General features: G+C 60.8%; 15 protein-coding genes. 4 read left to right on the top strand and 11 right to left on the bottom strand.

Annotated elements, in window-relative coordinates:
- The 3 genes from IEX53_RS22890 to IEX53_RS22880 form a co-directional block, all read right to left on the bottom strand.
- Window positions 1-123: helix-turn-helix domain-containing protein (locus tag IEX53_RS22890; RefSeq protein ID WP_188826490.1), on the bottom strand; the 123-nt coding region annotated here is incomplete at its 3' end.
- A 376-nt stretch (window positions 124-499) separates the two neighbouring features.
- Window positions 500-901 (bottom strand): single-stranded DNA-binding protein, encoded by a 402-nt coding sequence (locus IEX53_RS22885; RefSeq protein ID WP_188826489.1) that lies wholly within the window; start codon window positions 899-901, stop codon window positions 500-502.
- A gap of 665 nt (window positions 902-1,566) precedes the next feature.
- Window positions 1,567-1,983 carry a hypothetical protein gene (locus IEX53_RS22880; protein WP_188826488.1) on the bottom strand — a complete coding sequence of 139 codons (417 nt, stop codon included), beginning with the start codon at window positions 1,981-1,983 and terminating at the stop codon, window positions 1,567-1,569.
- A gap of 274 nt (window positions 1,984-2,257) precedes the next feature.
- Between IEX53_RS22880 and IEX53_RS22875 the strand changes: the two genes are divergently transcribed.
- Window positions 2,258-2,809, top strand: coding sequence for a plasmid pRiA4b ORF-3 family protein (locus IEX53_RS22875; protein WP_236016340.1), 552 nt, complete (start codon window positions 2,258-2,260; stop codon window positions 2,807-2,809).
- 147 nt (window positions 2,810-2,956) lie between these two features.
- Window positions 2,957-4,348, top strand: a complete 1,392-nt coding sequence (locus IEX53_RS22870) for an IS1182 family transposase (RefSeq protein WP_188826487.1) — start codon at window positions 2,957-2,959, stop codon at window positions 4,346-4,348.
- A gap of 61 nt (window positions 4,349-4,409) precedes the next feature.
- Here IEX53_RS22870 and IEX53_RS22865 read toward each other — a convergent pair whose 3' ends face one another.
- From IEX53_RS22865 to IEX53_RS22835, 7 genes are all read right to left on the bottom strand, one after another.
- Window positions 4,410-5,339 carry a DUF2493 domain-containing protein gene (locus IEX53_RS22865; protein WP_188826486.1) on the bottom strand — a complete coding sequence of 310 codons (930 nt, stop codon included), beginning with the start codon at window positions 5,337-5,339 and terminating at the stop codon, window positions 4,410-4,412.
- Window positions 5,340-5,698: 359 nt separating this feature from the next.
- The gene (locus tag IEX53_RS22860; RefSeq protein ID WP_188826485.1) at window positions 5,699-6,757 is read right to left on the bottom strand and encodes a DUF7146 domain-containing protein; all 1,059 of its coding nucleotides are present in this window, start codon (window positions 6,755-6,757) and stop codon (window positions 5,699-5,701) included.
- Window positions 6,757-11,064: a strawberry notch family protein gene (locus IEX53_RS22855; RefSeq protein WP_188826484.1), complete on the bottom strand. Its 4,308-nt coding sequence runs from the start codon at window positions 11,062-11,064 to the stop codon at window positions 6,757-6,759. The genes IEX53_RS22860 and IEX53_RS22855 overlap by 1 nt, the downstream gene beginning before the upstream one ends.
- Before the next feature lie 184 nt (window positions 11,065-11,248).
- The gene (locus IEX53_RS22850) at window positions 11,249-11,755 is read right to left on the bottom strand and encodes a hypothetical protein (RefSeq protein WP_188826483.1); all 507 of its coding nucleotides are present in this window, start codon (window positions 11,753-11,755) and stop codon (window positions 11,249-11,251) included.
- 161 nt (window positions 11,756-11,916) lie between these two features.
- Window positions 11,917-12,339, bottom strand: a complete 423-nt coding sequence (locus tag IEX53_RS22845) for an antirestriction protein (RefSeq protein WP_188826482.1) — start codon at window positions 12,337-12,339, stop codon at window positions 11,917-11,919.
- Window positions 12,340-12,465: 126 nt separating this feature from the next.
- Window positions 12,466-12,732, bottom strand: coding sequence for a DUF6117 family protein (locus IEX53_RS22840; protein WP_188826481.1), 267 nt, complete (start codon window positions 12,730-12,732; stop codon window positions 12,466-12,468).
- A gap of 95 nt (window positions 12,733-12,827) precedes the next feature.
- The gene (locus tag IEX53_RS22835) at window positions 12,828-14,990 is read right to left on the bottom strand and encodes a ParB/RepB/Spo0J family partition protein (RefSeq protein WP_188826480.1); all 2,163 of its coding nucleotides are present in this window, start codon (window positions 14,988-14,990) and stop codon (window positions 12,828-12,830) included.
- A gap of 313 nt (window positions 14,991-15,303) precedes the next feature.
- Here IEX53_RS22835 and IEX53_RS22830 point away from each other — a divergent pair, with 313 nt between their 5' ends.
- Entirely contained in the window at window positions 15,304-15,738 is a 435-nt protein-coding gene (locus IEX53_RS22830; RefSeq protein ID WP_188826491.1) for an NUDIX hydrolase, read from the top strand.
- Window positions 15,739-16,566: 828 nt separating this feature from the next.
- Complete coding sequence (locus IEX53_RS22825) at window positions 16,567-18,162, top strand: TnsA endonuclease N-terminal domain-containing protein (protein WP_188826479.1); 1,596 nt, start codon at window positions 16,567-16,569, stop codon at window positions 18,160-18,162.
- A 253-nt stretch (window positions 18,163-18,415) separates the two neighbouring features.
- On the opposite strand, the gene IEX53_RS24225 is transcribed toward IEX53_RS22825, so the two are convergent.
- Window positions 18,416-18,550 carry a hypothetical protein gene (locus IEX53_RS24225; RefSeq protein ID WP_268902610.1) on the bottom strand — a complete coding sequence of 45 codons (135 nt, stop codon included), beginning with the start codon at window positions 18,548-18,550 and terminating at the stop codon, window positions 18,416-18,418.
- Window positions 18,551-18,888 lie beyond the last annotated feature (338 nt).

The following is an 18,888-nucleotide window of genomic DNA, read 5'->3' as shown; positions in this document are numbered from 1 at the left end:
GGGTGGTGTCGAATACGACAACATCTTCGCGACGCTGTCGCGCGATATGTTGAAATGCCTTGCTGCCTGACGCTGCGTCATCCCTTCGGAAACAGCCAGGCGAACCCTCAAATAAAGTTCCACGGTGTAGATCCCCTGTCCCTCCTGCGCTCATTGCAGAAAGGAAATAGGTGGCCGGATTTTACTCCGCCCGCGGCTGGATTATTCCGCCGCTACCGTGGCCGACTTTTGCACCGCCGCTCTCAGTCGCCGCCGACAAGATGAGGGTAGTCAATATGGCCGTTTCGCTAAATTCTTGGTCGGCAAAAATTCATCCATGTTGAAAGGTGACGGCATTTTGTTGCGCGCTGGATAAATTTGGCGGCGTTATGCAACATCGAATTTGTCCGGCTTCAGTGCCGAGGTTTTGCGGTTGGTGCCCCTCAACGCCAGCTACCGCTACGGGTCGCCGCGATCGCGAAGACCCGGCGGCTCCCGCCGCCGGGTCTTCGGCACTTCCTTAGAACGGTATGTCGCTGTCATCGACGAGTTGGCCGTCCTCCTTTTCGGCCGGCTTCGCCCGGCTCAGAAAATCCACCGTCTCGGCGATGATCTCGGTGCTGTAACGGTCCACGCCATCGCGGTCGGTCCATTTCGTGTAGTGGATGCGGCCGCGGACCAGCACCTTCATGCCCTTCTCGCAATATTGCTGGACCGTCTTGCCGAGCCCGTTGAAGGCGGTGATGCGGTGCCATTCGGTGTCCTGGACCCGGTAGCCGTTCTCGTCCCGGACAATCCTGCCTTCCGAGTAGCGGGGGCGCGAGGTGGCCAAGGTGAAGTGGGTGATGCTGGTGCCGCCCTGGGTGATGCGGGTTTCGGGAGCCTGACCGATGTTGCCGGCGAGAATGACGATGTTTTGCATTTTAGTGTCTCCGTTGCTCCTCGGAGGGACCATTCCCTCCGACGAGACCCGGCCAAGGCCGTCGGGAGCCCCCTGCAACTGGCGGCGCGCCGCCAGCTCGCCCCCAAGGCCCCGGTTGGAGCGGGCAGCCGCGCTTGCGCGGCAACACGGCCGGGAGCCGCGGGGGTTGCTGGTGGAAACCGAACGGTCTTAGGGGATCAGTCAGTCGGAGGGATTGGTGCCTTTCGTGAGCATAACGGAGATGCGCACAGAACCATCGTCCTTCCAGGCAACGGTGTGCGGCAGGCTTCGCGCGAAACCGCATTACCATGCGTGCGCACGAGCCCCGTCTTCTCCGGCCATAATGCGCCACCGGTTGGAAGGCAGGCCGGGACTTAACAGTAGCTGCCACCGGGTTCTGGACGCAAATGGCCCGCTCCTGCCTTCATGGATAAAAGCACGATTCCCGCTTATTGCGAGAAGGGCATGAAGGTGCTGGCCCGCGGTCGTTACTATGCAAAGCGGAGCGTCTGACCGTGCCGATTGCTTCGGCTCACCGGATCATCGCCGAGACGGTGGATTTCCTGAGCCCGGGTGAAGCTCGCCGAAAACAACGGCCACCACTTCGCAGAGAGCCACATCCCGTCTAAGCCGGTGCCGAAAAGCCGGAGTATGAGCAGTCGCGGTCAGCGTGAGAGGACGGAGGTACCCAGCGCGTTGAGATGGTGCATCGCCGCTATACCGATGAACAGGGCGCCAGCGCCGCCGAGCAGGTTCAGCGCAACGTCCGAGTCGATGAAGCTCTTCGTGACGCCATGAACCAGCGCATAGCCTGCGATCATGGCAGGCACGGCGAAGACGGTGAGCACAATCAGGCGCAGAGCCGGGTTCTTCGCGAAGCCCAGCACGGCGATCACGAGCGCTACCGAAAGCAGCGCGGCGCCGACGGCGGCGAGGCCTGACATCAGAAAGCCCGCCTCCATCGTATACACATATTGAAAGGCGCTCAGCCCGACCATGAACGGTAAGGCATAGACGGCAAAATTATAAGCGACGATGCAAAGCGTGATCGTCAGAGACATGGCAAGCAGGATCAGCGTCATGGAAGCCTCCGCATGAACGGTTGGGAATCGCCTCAGGCTGCCGATGGATACGCTCCGCCTGCGACTATGCTACTTCGCCGTTGCTGCAAGGATGCTTCATTTGAGTCAGAATCATGGGCTTCCGTCAAGCAGTGGCGATGGTAAAATCGCCGAGCGACGGCGCTTTAAGAGGCTGTGTCAAAACGCCATGCGAAAAATCCGCATGGCGTTTTTTCAGCGGCTGGATAGGCGACTTTGGCTTGACCTTTTTTGATCCACCCTGTTCACATGCGTCATGTTCAAAGCCAGCAACGCCGTACAAATTCACATTTCACTGGACGAGATCGAGCCAGAAGTTTGGCGCCGGCTGGTTTTGCCGTCGGATTGGAATCTTGAACACCTGCATCTTGCTATTCAAGCAGCGTTCAACTGGTGGAACTATCATCTCCATGAATTCAGGATCGGTGGTTTACGATACGGCGACGTCGAATTGTTAAGCGATGGCGATGCCGATGATCCTCGCGTTTTTGATTTTCGTGGCGTCCGCCTTCGGGATTTCGATCAGGGCGCGATCTTTGGTTACCTCTATGACTTCGGCGACAGCTGGAGCCATTCCATCGAGGTCGAGGAATTCCTTGCCCTTGATACTGCTCCCAAACTCGGCACTTGCATAGACGGGGCGCGAGCAAGACCGCCGGAGGATGTCGGTGGCGTACCCGGATATGAACGCTTCCTCGAAATCATGTCGGACAAAGCCGACCTGAAACCAAGCGCTGGTGTGGTGGATATTTCGACCCTGAGTGGTTTGACGTCGATGTCGCGGACAAGGATGTCCGCAACGCTTTGAGGCCAAATGTGAAGCGTCGGCTATATCAGCCGAAGCCGAGACGGAGAACGACCGCATAGCTTAATAAATCTATGGCCAGACGAAGATTAAATCTGCCATTATCAAACTGATTTTGCTATGGTTTTCCCCGTGAACAGCGGAGGGAACATGGCATACCTTACCCGCGATGAACGACACCAAGCATCTTTGCTTCCAGCCGTTCTTGACGACTATGTCGAGGTGGATTCTCCCGTTCGGGTAATCGATGCCTTTGTCGAAAATCTGGATGTCCGCGCCCTGGGCTTTTACCGTGCGACACCCGCATTGACGGGGCGGCCGGGTTACAATCCGTGCGATCTGCTCAAGCTTTATCTTTACGCCTACCTCAACGAGGTACGGTCCTCTCGTCGTATCGAGCGTGAATGCCGACGAAATGTTGAGGTGATGTGGCTTATCGGGAAATTGATACCCGACCATAAGACAATCGCCGACTTCCGTCGGATTAACGGCACAGCGATTGTGGCGACCTGTCGGGAGTTCGTCTTATTCTGTCGCGAGCAAGGGCTCTTTAAAGCCCGGCTCGTCGCCATAGACGGTTCCAAGGTGCGCGCTGCGGCAAGCCCGCAGCGTGTTCTCGATAGGGGACGTATCGCTGAAGAGTGGGAAAAGCTCGACAGTCAGATCGTGGACTATCTTGCCAGACTCGACAGCGAGGATAGTACGGAAATCACTGATGGTGGAAACGCTGCACGAAAAGCTCTTTCTGTTCTGAAAGAACGACGTACCGAATTGGAGCAGTTATCAAATCGTCTGGATCAGGATGACCGACGTCTTGTCGTGCAAGGTGAACCGGAAGCCAGGCCGATGGGATTTGGCTGCGGGGGCAAGCCGCCTTCCTACAATGTGCAGATTGCGGTGGATGCCGATACCGGGATTGTTTTGCATCATGCCGTCACTGACGAAGTCAATGATCAGCGTATGTTATATCCCATGGCCAAAGCGACAAAGGAACTGCTGGATATAGAGGAGTTGACCGTAGTTGCCGACACCGGATATTCCAATGGAAATGCAGCCGCGGCCTGTGAGAATGACGGAATCGTTGCGTGCGTTCCAGTGAAGCGATCCGTTAATAATCGTGGCAACGGGGAACAGTTCGGCCGTTCCAGCTTTCGCTATATCCCAGAGCATGACCATTACATTTGCCCGGCCGGGCGAATCCTGCATCGAAAAGGGTCTGTGCACCGCGGTGGATACTATTACTTCTCACGGGACTGCTCTGATTGCGGGATGAAAGCACAATGTACGCAATCCGAGCGGCGTTCGGTCAGTAGACATCAACATGAAGATGCTCTTGAACGTATGGTGGAGCGAGTAGCTGCCCGTCCTGATCTGATGCGTCTACGACGATGCGCCGCTGAACATCCCTTCGGCACGATAAAGCGAATGATGACAGGACGATTCCTGACAAGGGGGATCAAAGGGACGAGTACCGAAATGGCTTTATCGGTGCTGGCGTTCAACTTGATACGCTGCATTAATTTGAAACAACGAACGGTGTGAGCGGGTGCTCCCTCACGCCTGCGCGTCAGCTTCGATGCCCAGGCGTTTTGACACAGCCTCTTTAAGCGCCGCCGTCGAACTTCATGACCGGGATGCCGAGCTTGCGCGCCTTGTCCGCGAGGTTCTCCTGGATCCCGGTGCCGGGGAAAACGAGGACACCGACCGGCAGGACATCGAGCATGGCGTCGTTGCGCTTGAACGGTGCGGCCTTGCCGTGCTTCGTCCAGTCCGGGCGGAAGGTTATCTGCGGCACTTTGCGGCTATCTGCCCAGCGGGAGGCGATCAGTTCAGCGCCCTTCGGCGTGCCGCCGTGCAGCAACACCATGTCAGGGTGCTTGGCGCGGACCTTATCGAGCTTGTCCCAGATCAGGCGATGATCGTTGAAGTCGGCGCCGCCGGTTACGGCAACCTTGGGTCCGGCGGGCAGCAGCACCTGCGCTTCGGTCCGGCGTTTCGCGGCGAGGAAGTCGCGGCTGTCGATCATCGCCGCGGTTAGATTGCGATGGCTGACGATCGAGCCGGCCCGCGGGCGCCAGGCGGTGCCGGTATGATGCTCGAAGGCTTCCGCCGAGAGGTCACGGAAGAGTTCCATGCTGTTGCGCCGCTCGATAAGCGTCTGCCCCTCTGCCGTACGGCGTTCGAGTTCGACCGACTTCACCTCGCTGCCGTCCTGTTCCCGCTGAAGGCGACGCTGGGCCTGCTCATTGTCGTCGAGTTCGCGCTCCACCCGGCCCACGGCGCGGTGGAAAAGGTTGACGACACCCCAGAGCAGATCGTCGAGGTCGGGTTCGAGGCGGGTGTCACCGAGCGTAGCGACGAAGGCGTCGAAGATGTCTGCGACGGCGGCGGCGATCATGTTGCCCTCCGGCAACGGCCTAGGATCAGGTTCGTCGCTGTAGGGACGCCAGCCATAGAGCTGGAGCTCGCTGAGGAGTTGGTCGGTGGGGGATGGGGCCGGCTCGAAGCTCAGGTTTTCGTCTGCGTTCATCATCGGGAGCATCCTTCGTCTGAGACCGCGCCCATCGCGGCCTTCGCAGGCGTCGAAGCTCACAGGCGGGACGGGCTGGCACCCGGAGCGAAGCGCAGGGCTCGATGGCTAAGGCCGACTATTTTGCCTCGCGATGCAAAGGCGGCTGCCCACCACGCGCGACGTGTCGCGCGGGGTGGTCAGCCGCCGGCGGAAAATAGTCGGCCGCCGCGCCATTGCCCGGCCGGCCCGTTTGTGAGCCGATCGCCCTCTTGAGAAGGCCGTGGGCGCCGCTCTCTGCGACAAGGAAGGATGTTTCCGATGATGAACGCAGACGCAGATGAAGAAAAGAGCCTTGCCGCGCCTCATTCGCACCACGCTCCTCACCCCTCCATGAACCGGCTGACGTCCTCGGGATGAAGCTGTTCCTTGAGAACCGTCCGGAGAGCATCGACGCCGCGCTGACGCAGGTCGTCGTTGAAGTCCGCGCCGATCGGCGACACCGCAATCGCCTCAATCCCGACGCTTTCTGCTCTGGCCATCAGGCTGTCTCTTGCAGCGTTACCGGCCGAGTCGCGATCTCGCAGAACATAGAGCCTGCGCAGCGTTGCCGGGAACAGGATTGCGGCGAGGTGCGCGGCCGAGAGCGCCGCCAGCATCGGCATTTGGGGCAAGACCTGACGGGGCGACAGAACGGTCTCGATCCCCTCCCCGGCAGCGAGCACCTCATCGGCAATGCCGAAGCGGACGCCATGCCCGAGAAGATCGCCCATCGCCCGTCTCGGCGTCTCGACAGGCGCCTTGCCCGAACCGTCCGGAGCGACCCCAAGAGGTGCAAGATACGTGCGGTGCGCGCCGGTCTGCCGTCCGTCGAGGTCGGTGACGGAAGCGACCATCGCCGGCCAGATCTGGGTGGGAGAACGCCCGCCCGCCCGATAATAGCACCGCGGATGGTAGCGCAGCGCGGCGGTACCGGAGAGCGACCTGATCGCCCGCCCGTTGAGGTAGATCTCCGCAAGCGTGCCGGGGATTGGCCGGGACATGGCGAAGAGCCGCCGCGCCGCTTCAGGCGAACGGACAGCGACGTTCGTTGTTCCACCGGTCGGCCTTCTGGTCTTCTCCGGTTCGGGATGCGGGAGTGAGAGGAACCGGCGCGCTTCCTCGGCGACTTGCCTGAAGTCGACAAGGCCAAGCGCCTCGCGGATGACATCAAGGAGGTCGCCATGCTCCCCCGTCGCCATGTCGGTCCATTTGCCGGCCGCACCCTTGCCGGTTTCCGGCCCGGTCAGGCGCACGAACATCGACCGGCCCGGACTGTTCTGCACATCGCCGACAATCCAGTATCGCCCGGCGCGACGGCCGGACGACAGATAGTGACGGCAGACCGCCTCGGCATTGCGGCCGAGACGGATTGCCAGATCGGAAGCATCGTGGCGGGACATCAGGCCGCCTCCCGCTCCGAGATACGCTCGACCGGATAGGTGTCGAGCAGCTTGCCGAGGACAGCCGGACCGGACGCGTCGACCCGCACGAAGAAGCGGAGCTTCCACGAGATGATCTCCGTGAAGAGACCATAGGCGCGCAGACGCTCCCGCATGGCTTCGGTGAAACCGGAAAGTTCGATGCGGTTCGCGCCCATGACACGGACCCGGCGAAGCTGCAGGCCTTCGGCAAGATCGAGGATCGTGCGGCCATCCAGCAGCGCAGCGAAGGCATCGTCCGCCGCAAGTGATGCCGTGCCCATCGCGGTCGCATTGGCAGCCCAGGCCGGCGAGACACGGCGGCCGATGATGCGTTCGCCGTCATCGGTCTGAAGCCGGTAAACCCGCGTCGACTCGTTCGGCAGGCGCTTCCACACCGGCAGGAGAAGCCCGGCGACCATATGGATGGTGCTGTCGGAGAATTCCGGCACCTCCGCGACTTCCCGGCTCCAGACGGCGGCGAAGGTCTCACGGTGGGTTTCCTCCCAATGGCTTTCGGCCATCATCTTCAGCGATGCGTGATGGTAGTCCATCGGCCGGATCAGCCGGACGCGCCGTTCGATCTCGCCGTCGTCCAGCATCAGCGAAGGAGCCGGAACCTGCACGGCGGCACGGCCCGACTTGGAGTTCACCAGCAGCTTGCCGCGATTATCGTCGGCAAGGGCCAGAGCCTCTTCCAAAGTCTTCGGCCGGTTGCGCCGCCGCTCGGTGATTGCGAGCAGCAGCGTCTCGGCGCCAGTCGCCGGATGGGTGTAGATCGTCTTCCGGTCGCTGACGACGAAGCTCTCCGCCGTCAGGGTCTCCAGCCCGACATCGTAGACGCCACTGGCGATGGCTCCCTGCACCTTAGCGTCGAGAAGCTGCTCGAAGGCGGTAAACAGGATACCCTGGAGGTCGATGGTGAGCGCGAGCAGCCGGTTCAGGAAGGTCGTGATGGACGGCAGTTCGTCCTTGATGCCGTTCGGGTCCGTCAGTTTGAGGCCGGTGGTCGCCTCGAAGCGGTCGAGCGAGCATCCTTCGACTTTGCCCCGCACCAGCAGGAAATAGAGCTGGCGCAGCGCGTCGCGGGCGTAAGGCGATTCCAGATTGTCTTCAGGGCGGAACAGCCCCTGCCCGCCCGTCTGGCGCTGGCCTCGCGTGATCGCGCCGAGCGTGTCGAGACGCCGGGCGATGGTCGAGAGGAAGCGCTTTTCCGCCTTCACATCGGTCGCGATCGGGCGGAACAGGGGTGGCTGGACCTGGTTCGTCCGGTTGGTACGGCCGAGGCCCTGAATGGCAGCGTCTGCTTTCCAGCCCGGCTCAAGCAGATAATGAACGCGCAGCCGCCGGTTTCGTGCCGATAGCTCGGCATGGTAGCTGCGCCCGGTTCCGCCCGCGTCCGAGAAGACGAGGATGCGCTTCAAATCGTCCATGAAGGCGGTCGTCTCCGCAAGGTTCGCGGACGGCGCGCGGTTCTCGACCGCAAGACGGTCGCCCACGCGGACGATACGGCGCGAGCGGCCCGTCACCTCGGCCACTTGTGTCGTACCGAAGCGCTGGACGATCTGGTCGAGCGCGCCGGGAACGGGCGGGAGCGAAGCAAGCCGATCGATCAGCTCGTCACGGCGGGCAACAGCTTCGCGGCTTTCAACGGGCTGCCCATCGCGATAGACCGGCCGCGACGACAGATTGCCTTCGGAGTCGGTGAACGGCTCGTAGAGCTGCACCGGAAAGGAATGGGCGAGATAGTCGAGCACATATTCCCTCGGCGTGATGTCGACGCGGACATCGTTCCATTCCTCGGTCGGGATCTCGGCCAGGCGGCGCTCCATCAGCGCTTCGCCGGTCGAGACGATCTGGATCACGGCGGCACGGCCCTCCTCCAGATCGCACTCGATCGAACGGATCAAGGTTGGGGTCTTCATGCTCGTGAGCAGATGGCCGAAAAACCGCTGCTTGGCCGACTCGAAGGCGCTGCGGGCGGCGGATTTGGCCTGCCTGTTCAGCGTGCCATCGCTGCCGGTGATATTGGCCGCCTCCATCGCCGCATCGAGATGGTTGTGGATGATCGCGAACGCACCGGCATAGGCGTCGTAGATGTTCCGCTGCTCGTCCGTGAGCTGGTGCTCGACCAGCTCATATTCCACCCCGTCATAGGAGAGCGAGCGCGCGGTATAGAGGCCGAGCGCGCGAAGATCGCGGGCCAAAACCTCCATCGCGGCGACGCCGCCAGCCTCGATCGCTTCCACAAACTCGGCGCGGGTGACGAACGGAAAATCGTCACCGCCCCACAGCCCGAGCCGCTGCGCATAGGCGAGATTGTGGACGGTGGTTGCGCCTGTGGCCGAGACATAGACGACGCGGGCATCGGGAAGCGCATGCTGCAGCCGCAGGCCGGCGCGTCCCTGCTGCGAAGGGGCGATATCACCGCGTTCTCCCTTGCCTCCGCCGGCGTTCTGCATCGCGTGGCTCTCGTCGAAAATGATCACTCCGTCAAAATCGGAGCCCAACCATTCGACGATCTGCCGGACGCGCGAAACCCTCTCGCCACGGTCGTCGGAGCGTAGCGTGGCATAGGTAGTAAATAGGATGCCTTCATGAAGCGTGATCGGCTTTCCCTGTGGGAAGCGCGACAGCGGCGTGATAAGCAGGCGCTCCATGCCGAGCGCCGACCAGTCGCGCTGCGCATCCTCGATCAGCTTGTCGGACTTCGAAATCCACACGGCCTTGCGCCGTCCACGCAGCCAATTGTCGAGGATGATGCCGGCCGACTGGCGGCCCTTGCCCGCGCCGGTTCCATCGCCGAGCATGAAGCCGCGACGGAAGCGCACCGCGCCCTTGGCGTCAGTGGGCGCGGACTGGACGAGATCGAAGGTCTCATCCACCGTCCAGGATCCGGTAAGATAGCCGGAATGTGCCTCACCGGCATAGATGACGGTCTCCAACTGGGCATCTGACAGGAGATCCCGAATGTTCGCCGGCAGCATCGGGCGATAGCTCGGCTTTGGCGGCGCAACGCTTGCCATCGCGGCGGATTGAACCAGCTTGGTAGGATGGGCCTGAGAGCCGAGAATACGGATCGACTGCAATCCGTATTCCTCATAGAGGGCGTCGGTCAGCCGGACGCCCTCGGGCGGCGTCCAGTTCACGGTCTCATAGGCCAGTTCCACGCCTTCGGGATCGGCGGCGATGGTCCCGGCCGCACGAGATGCGGACGAACGGGTGATATAGCCGCGCACGGTCCGGGGTGTGGCGGGCGGCTGCTGCGCCGATCTTTCCGGCAGTGCGACCGGGAGACGTGGCGGCACCTGCGCTTTGATCCAGTCGATGAGCGTAGCGACATCCGGCGCCATGCCCGGCGAGGCTGGAACGATAGCCGGATCGCCGGCAGGCGTCTTGTCGATCACGGTGAGCCGCGTCGGGAAGGCCGTGCCATGCCTGGCATAGACCGAACCGGCGATCCCGGCGGAGAAGACAATCGTGCCCCGGTGTTGCAAGCGAACGAAGGCATCCCGCCAGGCGGGAAGGTCCGGTCCGACATTCGCGCCGGTGATCGCCACCAGCCGCCCGCCGGGCGCGAGGCGGTTCAGCGCCGAGGCGACATGGCGGAAACCGGCGTCGGCTACGCGACCGGAAACATTCGCCAGAGCCGCAAACGGCGGGTTCATCAAGACGACGGATGGCACCGTGCCCGGCGCGAGATGATCGTCGATCTGGGCAGCATCGAAGCGGGTGACGGCAATGGCCGGAAACAGTGAGGCGAGCAGATCGGCGCGAAGCCCGGCCAGTTCGTTGAGGATAAGAGAGCCGCCGAAGATCTCGGCCAGGATGACGAGGAGACCCGTGCCAGCCGAAGGCTCCAGCACGATATCGTTCGGCGTGATGGCGGCCGCGGTCGCTGCCGCGAGGCCCAGCGGAAGCGGCGTCGAAAACTGCTGGAGCGCCTGGCTCTCCTCTGAACGACGCGTATGCGTCGGCAACAGGCCGGTGATTTTCGTCAAGGCGGAAAGCCGCGAAGCCGGAGAACCGGCCTTACGGAAAAGCGCACGTCCGTATTTGCGCAAAAACAGGACGGTTGCGGCCTCGCAGGCCTCGTAGGCCGCTTTCCAGTTCCAGGCGCCAGCAGAGTCCGAGGCGCCAAAGGCCGCTTCCATGGCCGAGCGGAGGATAGCCGCATCGATACGCTCGCCGCGTTCGAGATGGCCGAGAAGACGGTTGGCGGCGGCAAGGATGGCGGACACATGAGCAATAGGCGCAGCCGGGGCGGCCACGGGCAAAGTGATGTTCATGAGAGGAGCCTTAAGGAGAGCGAGAACGGAAAAGCCCGGTCAGCGCTCTCTCGACCGCCCGGGCTCAATCCGTCCCGGCAGGCCTCTCACTCTCACGGCGCCGACATGAAAAAAGCGCCCAGCCGCGAAGCGGGGCGCTGAAGCGATCGGCTAACCATCGGCCATTCATGCTGAGGGCGATGGCTCATGTGGTCTTAAGCAGCACGGCCCGGGCCGCTTCGCGCCAGTCGGGATGAATGAGGCGGCCTTCGAGCACACTGGCGCGCAGGCGAAGCTTGTGGGCGGTATTATAATTGTCCCAGCTCGCTTCGAAAAAGGCTTCGTCGCGCAGTTGGCCCATCTTTTCGGTCACGAGACGTACTTCATCGTCGGACGCGACAGGCTCGCACCATCTGACGCCACGCCGCACGGCCTCGCCGGCGAGGACCTGGCATTCCTCCCTGTCGACGATGACGAATAAGAGCGGCTCGAAATCGGTAACCTCGTCATCGCCGGTGTCGATGTAATCCTGCCCGGCGATCCGTTCGACACAGGCAATGGCCTCATCAAGGGAGCCGCAATGCCCAAGCTCGACGGTATCCAAGACTGTAGAGGAACCGTAGAGCGGGTTGTCTTCCAGACGAGCTTCACCGAGGCAGGTGATCCGCAGCGGAAATTTCCTGGTCGAGATAGCAGAGATGCAGGTGTTCATCACGATAGTCTCCCTGACGGGCGGCGGAAGCCTCTCTTCCACCCCACAATCCCGTCACGGCCAAACCGGCCGCACTCTCCCTCTCCTTGCCCTCATATAATTGGCCGTGGCCTGCATGAGAAAAGCGCCCCGCCGTTGAGCAGCGGGACGCTCCACATCAGTCAGTCGATGGCCTGGAATATCTCCGACGCTTCCGGATGGCCGGTCGAATAATCATAAAGCCGTCCGTAACCGCGCGCGAGAAACTCAGATTCGTACCGGAAGGAGAGATGCGAGAAGGTAAACAGCGTGGCGATGATCCCTGCCGCTTCCGCCGAGACCTCGCCGCAGTATTGGGTGATCCCGCTCTCGATCCTGTAGCGCGGGCGCGAGGTAGGTGCGAGGAACAGCGGCTGGCCTTCGCGCTCGTAGAAATTCCAAAAGCCGCCGCCATAGTCGCTCGGGCTGAGTTGCTGCATGAATGTATAGACCGCGTTCTCTGCGACTATCAGATGCGGCAGTCCGAACAACGTCGGCAGGAACGTCTCACGGCGATCCTGTGGAACGAGAGTAGCAAGGCGGGATGTGGTGGCCTGTGTCGTCATGGGGTTTTCTCCGGAGAGCGAAACGGGAAAGATTCGAACAGCGCTCTCTTTGCCCGTCCGAACCCATCCCGGCCTCACAGCCCTCTTCCTCTCGAACCGTCCGTTGGTGATGGCGCGCAAACGAGATTACGCCGGGTTTCCATTTCCGCTGTTCGGGAGGAAACCATTCGGATCGGCGGGATCCGGAGGCAGGTAGGCATCATAGGGATTGCCATCAGCGAGATGGCCGAACGGGGTGAAGACGTAATCGTCGCCATCACGGCCGACGGCACATAAGACATAACGCGGCTCGCCGGTGGCGGCATCGAGGCACTCCATGAGGGCGAGATTGCCGTCATCGGCAGCGTGCAGAAGTGTGCGGAAGTTGGTGCGAGCATGTTCGGGAATAGCCATGTGACTTCTCCAAAATGAAAAAGCCCGGTGCAAGACCGGGCGATGAAAGAAGGGAATGAAGGCAGCGGGGCACTGAGAGCCGCGCCGCCCGTATCTTATTCTGCGGCGACCAGATGGTCCGATTGCTGGCTGATCGCGCTGTCGTCCGACGTTTCCTCGGCGGCGGTGAGGAATTCCGGCAGCGCGTCGTCGCCTTCGGTATCCAACTGCCCTTCGGCGGCGTGACTGACGTTCAGATCGACAAGGCGCAGCGGCTCGGGCAGCCAGCCGGTGTCGGCGAGGAGGCGCTCGGCTTCCTTGGCCATGTCGGCCTTCTTGAGATGATCGATGAGCTGTGCCGCCCGTTCGCCAGCACCTTCCCGCACCGCTTCGAGGATGCGCGGTTTGGTCACGCGGCCGAGATAGTTCTCGACAGTCGGCCTGAATCCGGCTTCCACCATGTCTAGACCGACGGCTCGCGCGAGTCGGTCCGCCTCGGCCATGCGGCGGTCGAGGCCTGCCTGCGAAATCCCGGTGGCGCTAAAGGCATTCGGCCGCTCGTAGAGCGCGTTGATCCCGTAGGCGACGCAATGGGCGAGCAGCGCCAGGCGGCTGGCCTCGTCAAGCGCGGCGAGCCAGTCCCAGAGAGCGTCCTCATCACTTGGCATTTCAGCCTTCCAGTCTTCATGCCGTCGCGTGACGGATTTCGCGTAAGGAGCGTCCGCGAGGTCCTTGCCCTGCTCGCGGAAGAAGACGTGATTGACGGAAGCCTGCAGGCTGGCGCCTGATGTGCTGGCGCGCTGGAAGGTATCGCGTACCAGCTTGTGCAACAGCGCCGTGAGGGCGACATGCGGATTGGCTCCGACCGCATCGCGCAGCGCCAGGGTGCGATGCGCCGTCAGTTCGGTCACAAGCCGCTCGGGAAGCGGCTTGATGGCATCCTCCTCCTCTTCCTCCTCCGGCTCGGCCGACTGGCCGCCGAGAGTGATGACAGCACGCTGGACGGAGGCTGCAACGGGATTAGCCCCCGCACCGCGGGCCTCCCTGGTTTCCCCGCCATCGGCATCCATCTGGGACTCGTTCTCGGGGCGGACATAACCGCGATCCACCGACAGCGATCCATCGGCATCGATTCCGATGAAGACGCCGGCGATGGCGATGTTGGCAGGATCGTAGACCATCGGCCGCTTCTCGAAGGCTTCGAGCGCCGTGTCGATCTCGCCGAGACGCTGATCGATTTCGTCGGGCAGCTCGTCAGCGCCTTCATATTCCGCCTCGAGACGATCATATTCCTCGCGCAGTGCATCGCGAGCGGCGCGCTCCTCATCCGTCAGATCGGCGAAGGTGCCGGTAATCGCGCGAAGGCCGTGATCGTAGCCGTAGGGAAGATCGATATTGACGTCTATCCATTTCCATCCCTCGGTGGCGATCTCATCGGCCGCAGCCTTCAGCTTCTCCGCCACCAGCCGGTCGAGCAGCAGCACATCCTCCAGCCACCCTTCCCCGTCGTCATCGAAGAGATAGCGCGGCAGCAACGAACCGCCCGCCGCGATATAGGCGTCGATGCCGACGAAGAGCGCACGCTTGTCGGAGGCGGCAACGCTGGTTTCGGTCAGCATCTGGCGGATGCGCCAGGGCTCGCGGTAATAGGACTGTTTGACGGCATCCCAGACCTGCTCCTGACGAGCATGATCCGGATGCGCGGTGAATGCTTCCAGCGTCGCCAGCGTCATGCCGTTCTGGGCGTAGACCTCATGCAGCACCGGCGAGACCTTGGCGAGCGCGAGGCGCTGCTCGACATAGCGCTGCGTGGTGAAATATGCGCTGGCGACCTCCTCGGTGCCCATCCCGCCGTCGACCATGCGCTTGAACGCCTTGAACTGGTCGAGTGGATGGAGCGCGAGCCGGAAGGTATTCTCTGCGAGCGAGTCATCAATGGCCGAGGTCTTCGCATCGGCCTTCTTGACGATGCAGGGGACCAGCCCGTCCTCGGGGAAGCGGCCGGCCTTGACCAGCCGTGCGATGGACCTGTAGCGGCGTCCGCCCGCAGGAGTCTCGAAATCGCCGGTCTCGTTGCCGTCGGCATCGAGGATGGGACGGACATTGAGGCCCTGCACGAGATCCTCGCGGCGCTCGATGTCGGAAGTGAGTTCATCGAGGCCGGCCTCGACGTCGGATTCGCGAACATTGCTATCCGACAGCCTGATCCGGTTGAACGGAATATCGCGCGCCCGCGAAAAGACGATCATCGGGGCGCGCTTCTTGGCAGCTTTGGCCATGGTGATTTCTCCGCGACGGGTGCCGAGAGCCTCTCTCTCAGCCCCAAACCCGTCGCGAAGCGAAGCCCCGCACTCTCACTCCAGAGATAGGGCTTCCGCGAAACGGCAGTTAGCCGACCGTCTTATATAATCGGATACCGCCTAGACAATTGGGAAAGCCGAGAGGAGATATTGGCTAATCTTGTTAGTATAGACGCGACTCCTGATATCGCATGAGACTTGCCTAGGTTTGAGCCCCCTTCAAGCGTCAGCTTTTGATCGGGGAGAACGGCCCCGCTTCAACATGATCTGAAACAGAGTGGCGAACAAAGATATGCCGGACAAAGTTCCTCAGAAAGCACTAGTCTACGCTACATCGAGCCGGGGCCTTCTCGTGTTTGATGAGCCAGACTTTCCCGACGTTCCGCTTCAGGTTCCCGGTGGAACCGTCGATCACGGAGAGAGCATCTTCCATGCTGCGCACCGTGAGTTTCGTGAAGAAACCGGCTTGAGTTGGTATTGTGGTTTCCGATTACTCGGCACTACAGACCACAACTACATGCGAGATGGCGTCCCATACACGATCCGTCGCAGCTACTTTCACCTGCTCCTCGACGGCAATCTCCCCGAGAGCTGGTATCACTATGAGAAGACCCCTTTCGGAGGAAACTCCCCAATTCTGTTTCGATTTTTCTGGTTGGATATTGACCAGGCCCGACTACGTCTCGGTCTTGGTATGGCCGAATATCTGAATCGGCTGCCCCTATGAGCCGCCACGAAGCACTAAGCTGGCCGCGTATCGTCGGGCGGCCCGTTTCGATCACAGATCATCCCTACAACAAGAAGGCAAATCCGGAGTTAGTTAGATTTAAATTTCACGCGACCGGAAAAAATAGTTGACCGGACTTACCCGCACACCAAAAACTGAACGCGCGTGATGCAGCTTGCCTCGGTGCGAGGGGTCGGCCCACGGAGATGGAGTGATGCAGAAGCGGAACATATTATTGCTAATGAGTGTCATGGCTGGGCCCCTCTTCGTTGCTTCCTCAGCCGGAGGTGGCGACTTGCTGCCGGTTTTGATCAAACGCAGTGACCGTCCAGAGGTGTATATATCAAACCTGCTTCAAGGCCGCCTCAGGATAGATGAGCACGGATGTCTTCGTTTCGGGGAGCAGGACTCACTCGTTATCTGGCATCCCGACACCCGCCTATCCCAAGCCGGCGACGGAAGAATTCAGGTAATCGATGGCGTGACCGGCCGAATAGTCCATGTGGGCGAGGAAATGGGAACAAGCGGTGTGCTTTCCGAGACCCCCGTTGATGCGGCGCGGCTCCTTGAGCCGATGCCTGAAGCCTGCGCGTCGAGGTCGCACATCTTCGCAGGGCCGATTATGACTGAGCCGGAGCTCCACGGATTACGAGAACGATGGCGGCATCGGAAACTTGAACCCATCCCGCAAGCACAACCGCAGTGATCATATTTGCTTGCGGTAAGGCTGCAGCTCATTGAAAATGAGAACCAGCTAAATTGCTTTCCTAATTTGAGCGGGCAGGCAGGTTTCCGGCATTTTGGAGTGGAGACAGCTGAGGGATTGATATGACAGAGCGTGCTGGAGCGCCTTGGACTTTGGACGAGGAAAAACGCCTCTACGAAGCAACCGCGAGAGGAATGTCAGCCAGCGATATCGCCATCGCGCTAGGCCGGACGCGAGGGGCGATCACTTCGCGCCAACGGCAGATGGGCCTACGGGATGAAACCGGCAAGCTCATCTCGCCCTTACCCGAGTTCAGATCTTATCTGCGCGCGAAAGATAACCGTAAAATCCCCTCAGCTGCGACGAGATCAACGAAACCCAATCGCGCGTCGATCGTTCGTCATGCCTCGACTACGGCCGTTTCAAGAAGCGCGGAGAGCCGCCCACGGACAGTACAAGCTGTGACTTGGCCGCAGGATTTCCCTTGGACCGGGAATGTCGTGGAGAAGCTTTGGCATGCGCTATGTTACGATATTACAGTACTGAATCCGAAAAAGCATCAACCCGGAGCAATGGCCGAACGCTGGATTGATGTAGCGATGGCCCGGCTCACTCCCGGCCAAGAATTTTATCCTGGAGCTAAACTTGCGGAGCTGGCCGACAAATACAGCGTAAGCCGTGAACGCATCCGGCAGGTCGAAGTCAACGTGCTTCGACGATTGTCCTGGGGCATTAAGCAAAAGTCGAGCCTGACGGCGGCAGTGCTGGACCTGGTAAAGGATGAGGTGCCGGACGAACAAGCCGACGCTCCGCTGGCCTGGTTCGCAACCGAACTTGGAAGCCAAGGCTGCAGCAGCAATTTCACGCAATTCATGCTCGAGGCATTCTTGTTGCGGAACGGGACACCACGAAAGATTGCCCGTCAGTTGAGCAAGGAGGCTATGGCGCCAATCCGAAAAATTGGTCGCGCCAAGATATCCGCAAGAGGCCGGAGTACGGAACAAGATGAGATTTCCGAGGGTGTTCTCAAAGCGAATGCATTCGTTCTTGAAATCCTGAAAAAGGCTGTTTGGCCTCAACATCTGAACAAGCAGCCCGTCGATCTTACCGGATTTCAACCTCTCAGGGCATGCCGATACGACCGGCCGTACTATTCCAAAACGTTGCAGCGTCTTGTCGGTTTTGACAGCATGGGCGAGCGGCGACTGATCAAGGCGCTCGATAGCTGCACAATCGTAACAGAATTCGTGGAACAGCCTGTGGATATCCGCTACCATTATGATGGTGCGGATAGAATCTATATCCCAGATCTCCTGGTCCGGACCGACACAGACCTCTTTTTTATCATAGAGGTGAAAGGACGCACCCGGCTTACCGACAGGGAAACCCTGGCCAAGGCAGCCGCAGCGCAATCCCACCTTGGCGCACGCAGCATCGGCTATTGTCTGGTGGATGAGAACGGATTCGGCCTGGACGACTTGCGTGCGCTGACGCCGGACGACGAGTTCATGCAACAGTTAGGGTCTCTCCTGGAGCAGAAGGGGGAGGTGCAGCGGTGGATGTTCGAACGGGCCTTCGAACGTGAAAGACTTGCATGGGCCTACGACCAATTGCAGTCTGCGGTACTTAGAGAAGGCTTGCTATATGAGACGTGGTTGATTGAGCGCCGGGATATGCCAAACCGCTATATCTTCGATTTCAGACTCCGCTTGTCATAGACGCAGCCGTCGAAAACCACCAAGCCACGTCGCGTTGGGAGAGGTCGGATCTATCCTCAGGGCAATATCGAGGATTGTCCGCTCAATCGGAACCGACATCACGCCTGCCAAGGCGCGATGTCAATGACGCGATCCACTCCTTTTCGTTCGCCCACGGCTTCAGGAGCGGGTGCTTTTCGAGGCAGGCGGACCAATGACGTCGTGATTCGACGTCGTCCAAACCAAGCGAGAAGTCCCGCACGGCGCCGGCCTGTTATCGAACGGTGTAGCCATCGTCGACAGGCAGGGCGTGACCTACCGCATCGACGATTTCCCGTGCCTTGCCGAGGCGAGCGATTGGAACTTCCTTCATCAGGTCTGCCATCACCTTCGGCTGCATTTTCAGCATTCCCTAGACCGTCGGCGTTTCGATGTTGCCGGGGCACACGGCGTTGATCCGGATGCCATTGTTTGCATAATCGACAGGCGTCCGTGAGACTCTGGGCTCACGGTTTTCAGCGCGACGCGGCGCGCAATATCCACCTGGAACGTACCGCTACGGGTTTTGGTCGCAAACTGTGTCGCCCGTTTCGAGAAATTCGCGACAAAGGTGAAGTGAGACAATGACAAGAATCCTTCGCGCTACGTTGGAGGAGGTACGCCGTTTCCACGCGAAGATGAGTAAGCGCTTCTCTGATGCCCTATGCGTCTGGGCTTGCCGGCTTGGGGAAGCGCCATGGCATGAGT

This window comes from Paramesorhizobium endophyticum (assembly GCF_014640615.1).
In the GTDB taxonomy this organism is placed as follows: domain Bacteria; phylum Pseudomonadota; class Alphaproteobacteria; order Rhizobiales; family Rhizobiaceae; genus Paramesorhizobium; species Paramesorhizobium endophyticum.
Note: the sequence above shows the minus strand (reverse complement) of the source record. Positions and strands in the feature narration are given on the sequence as shown.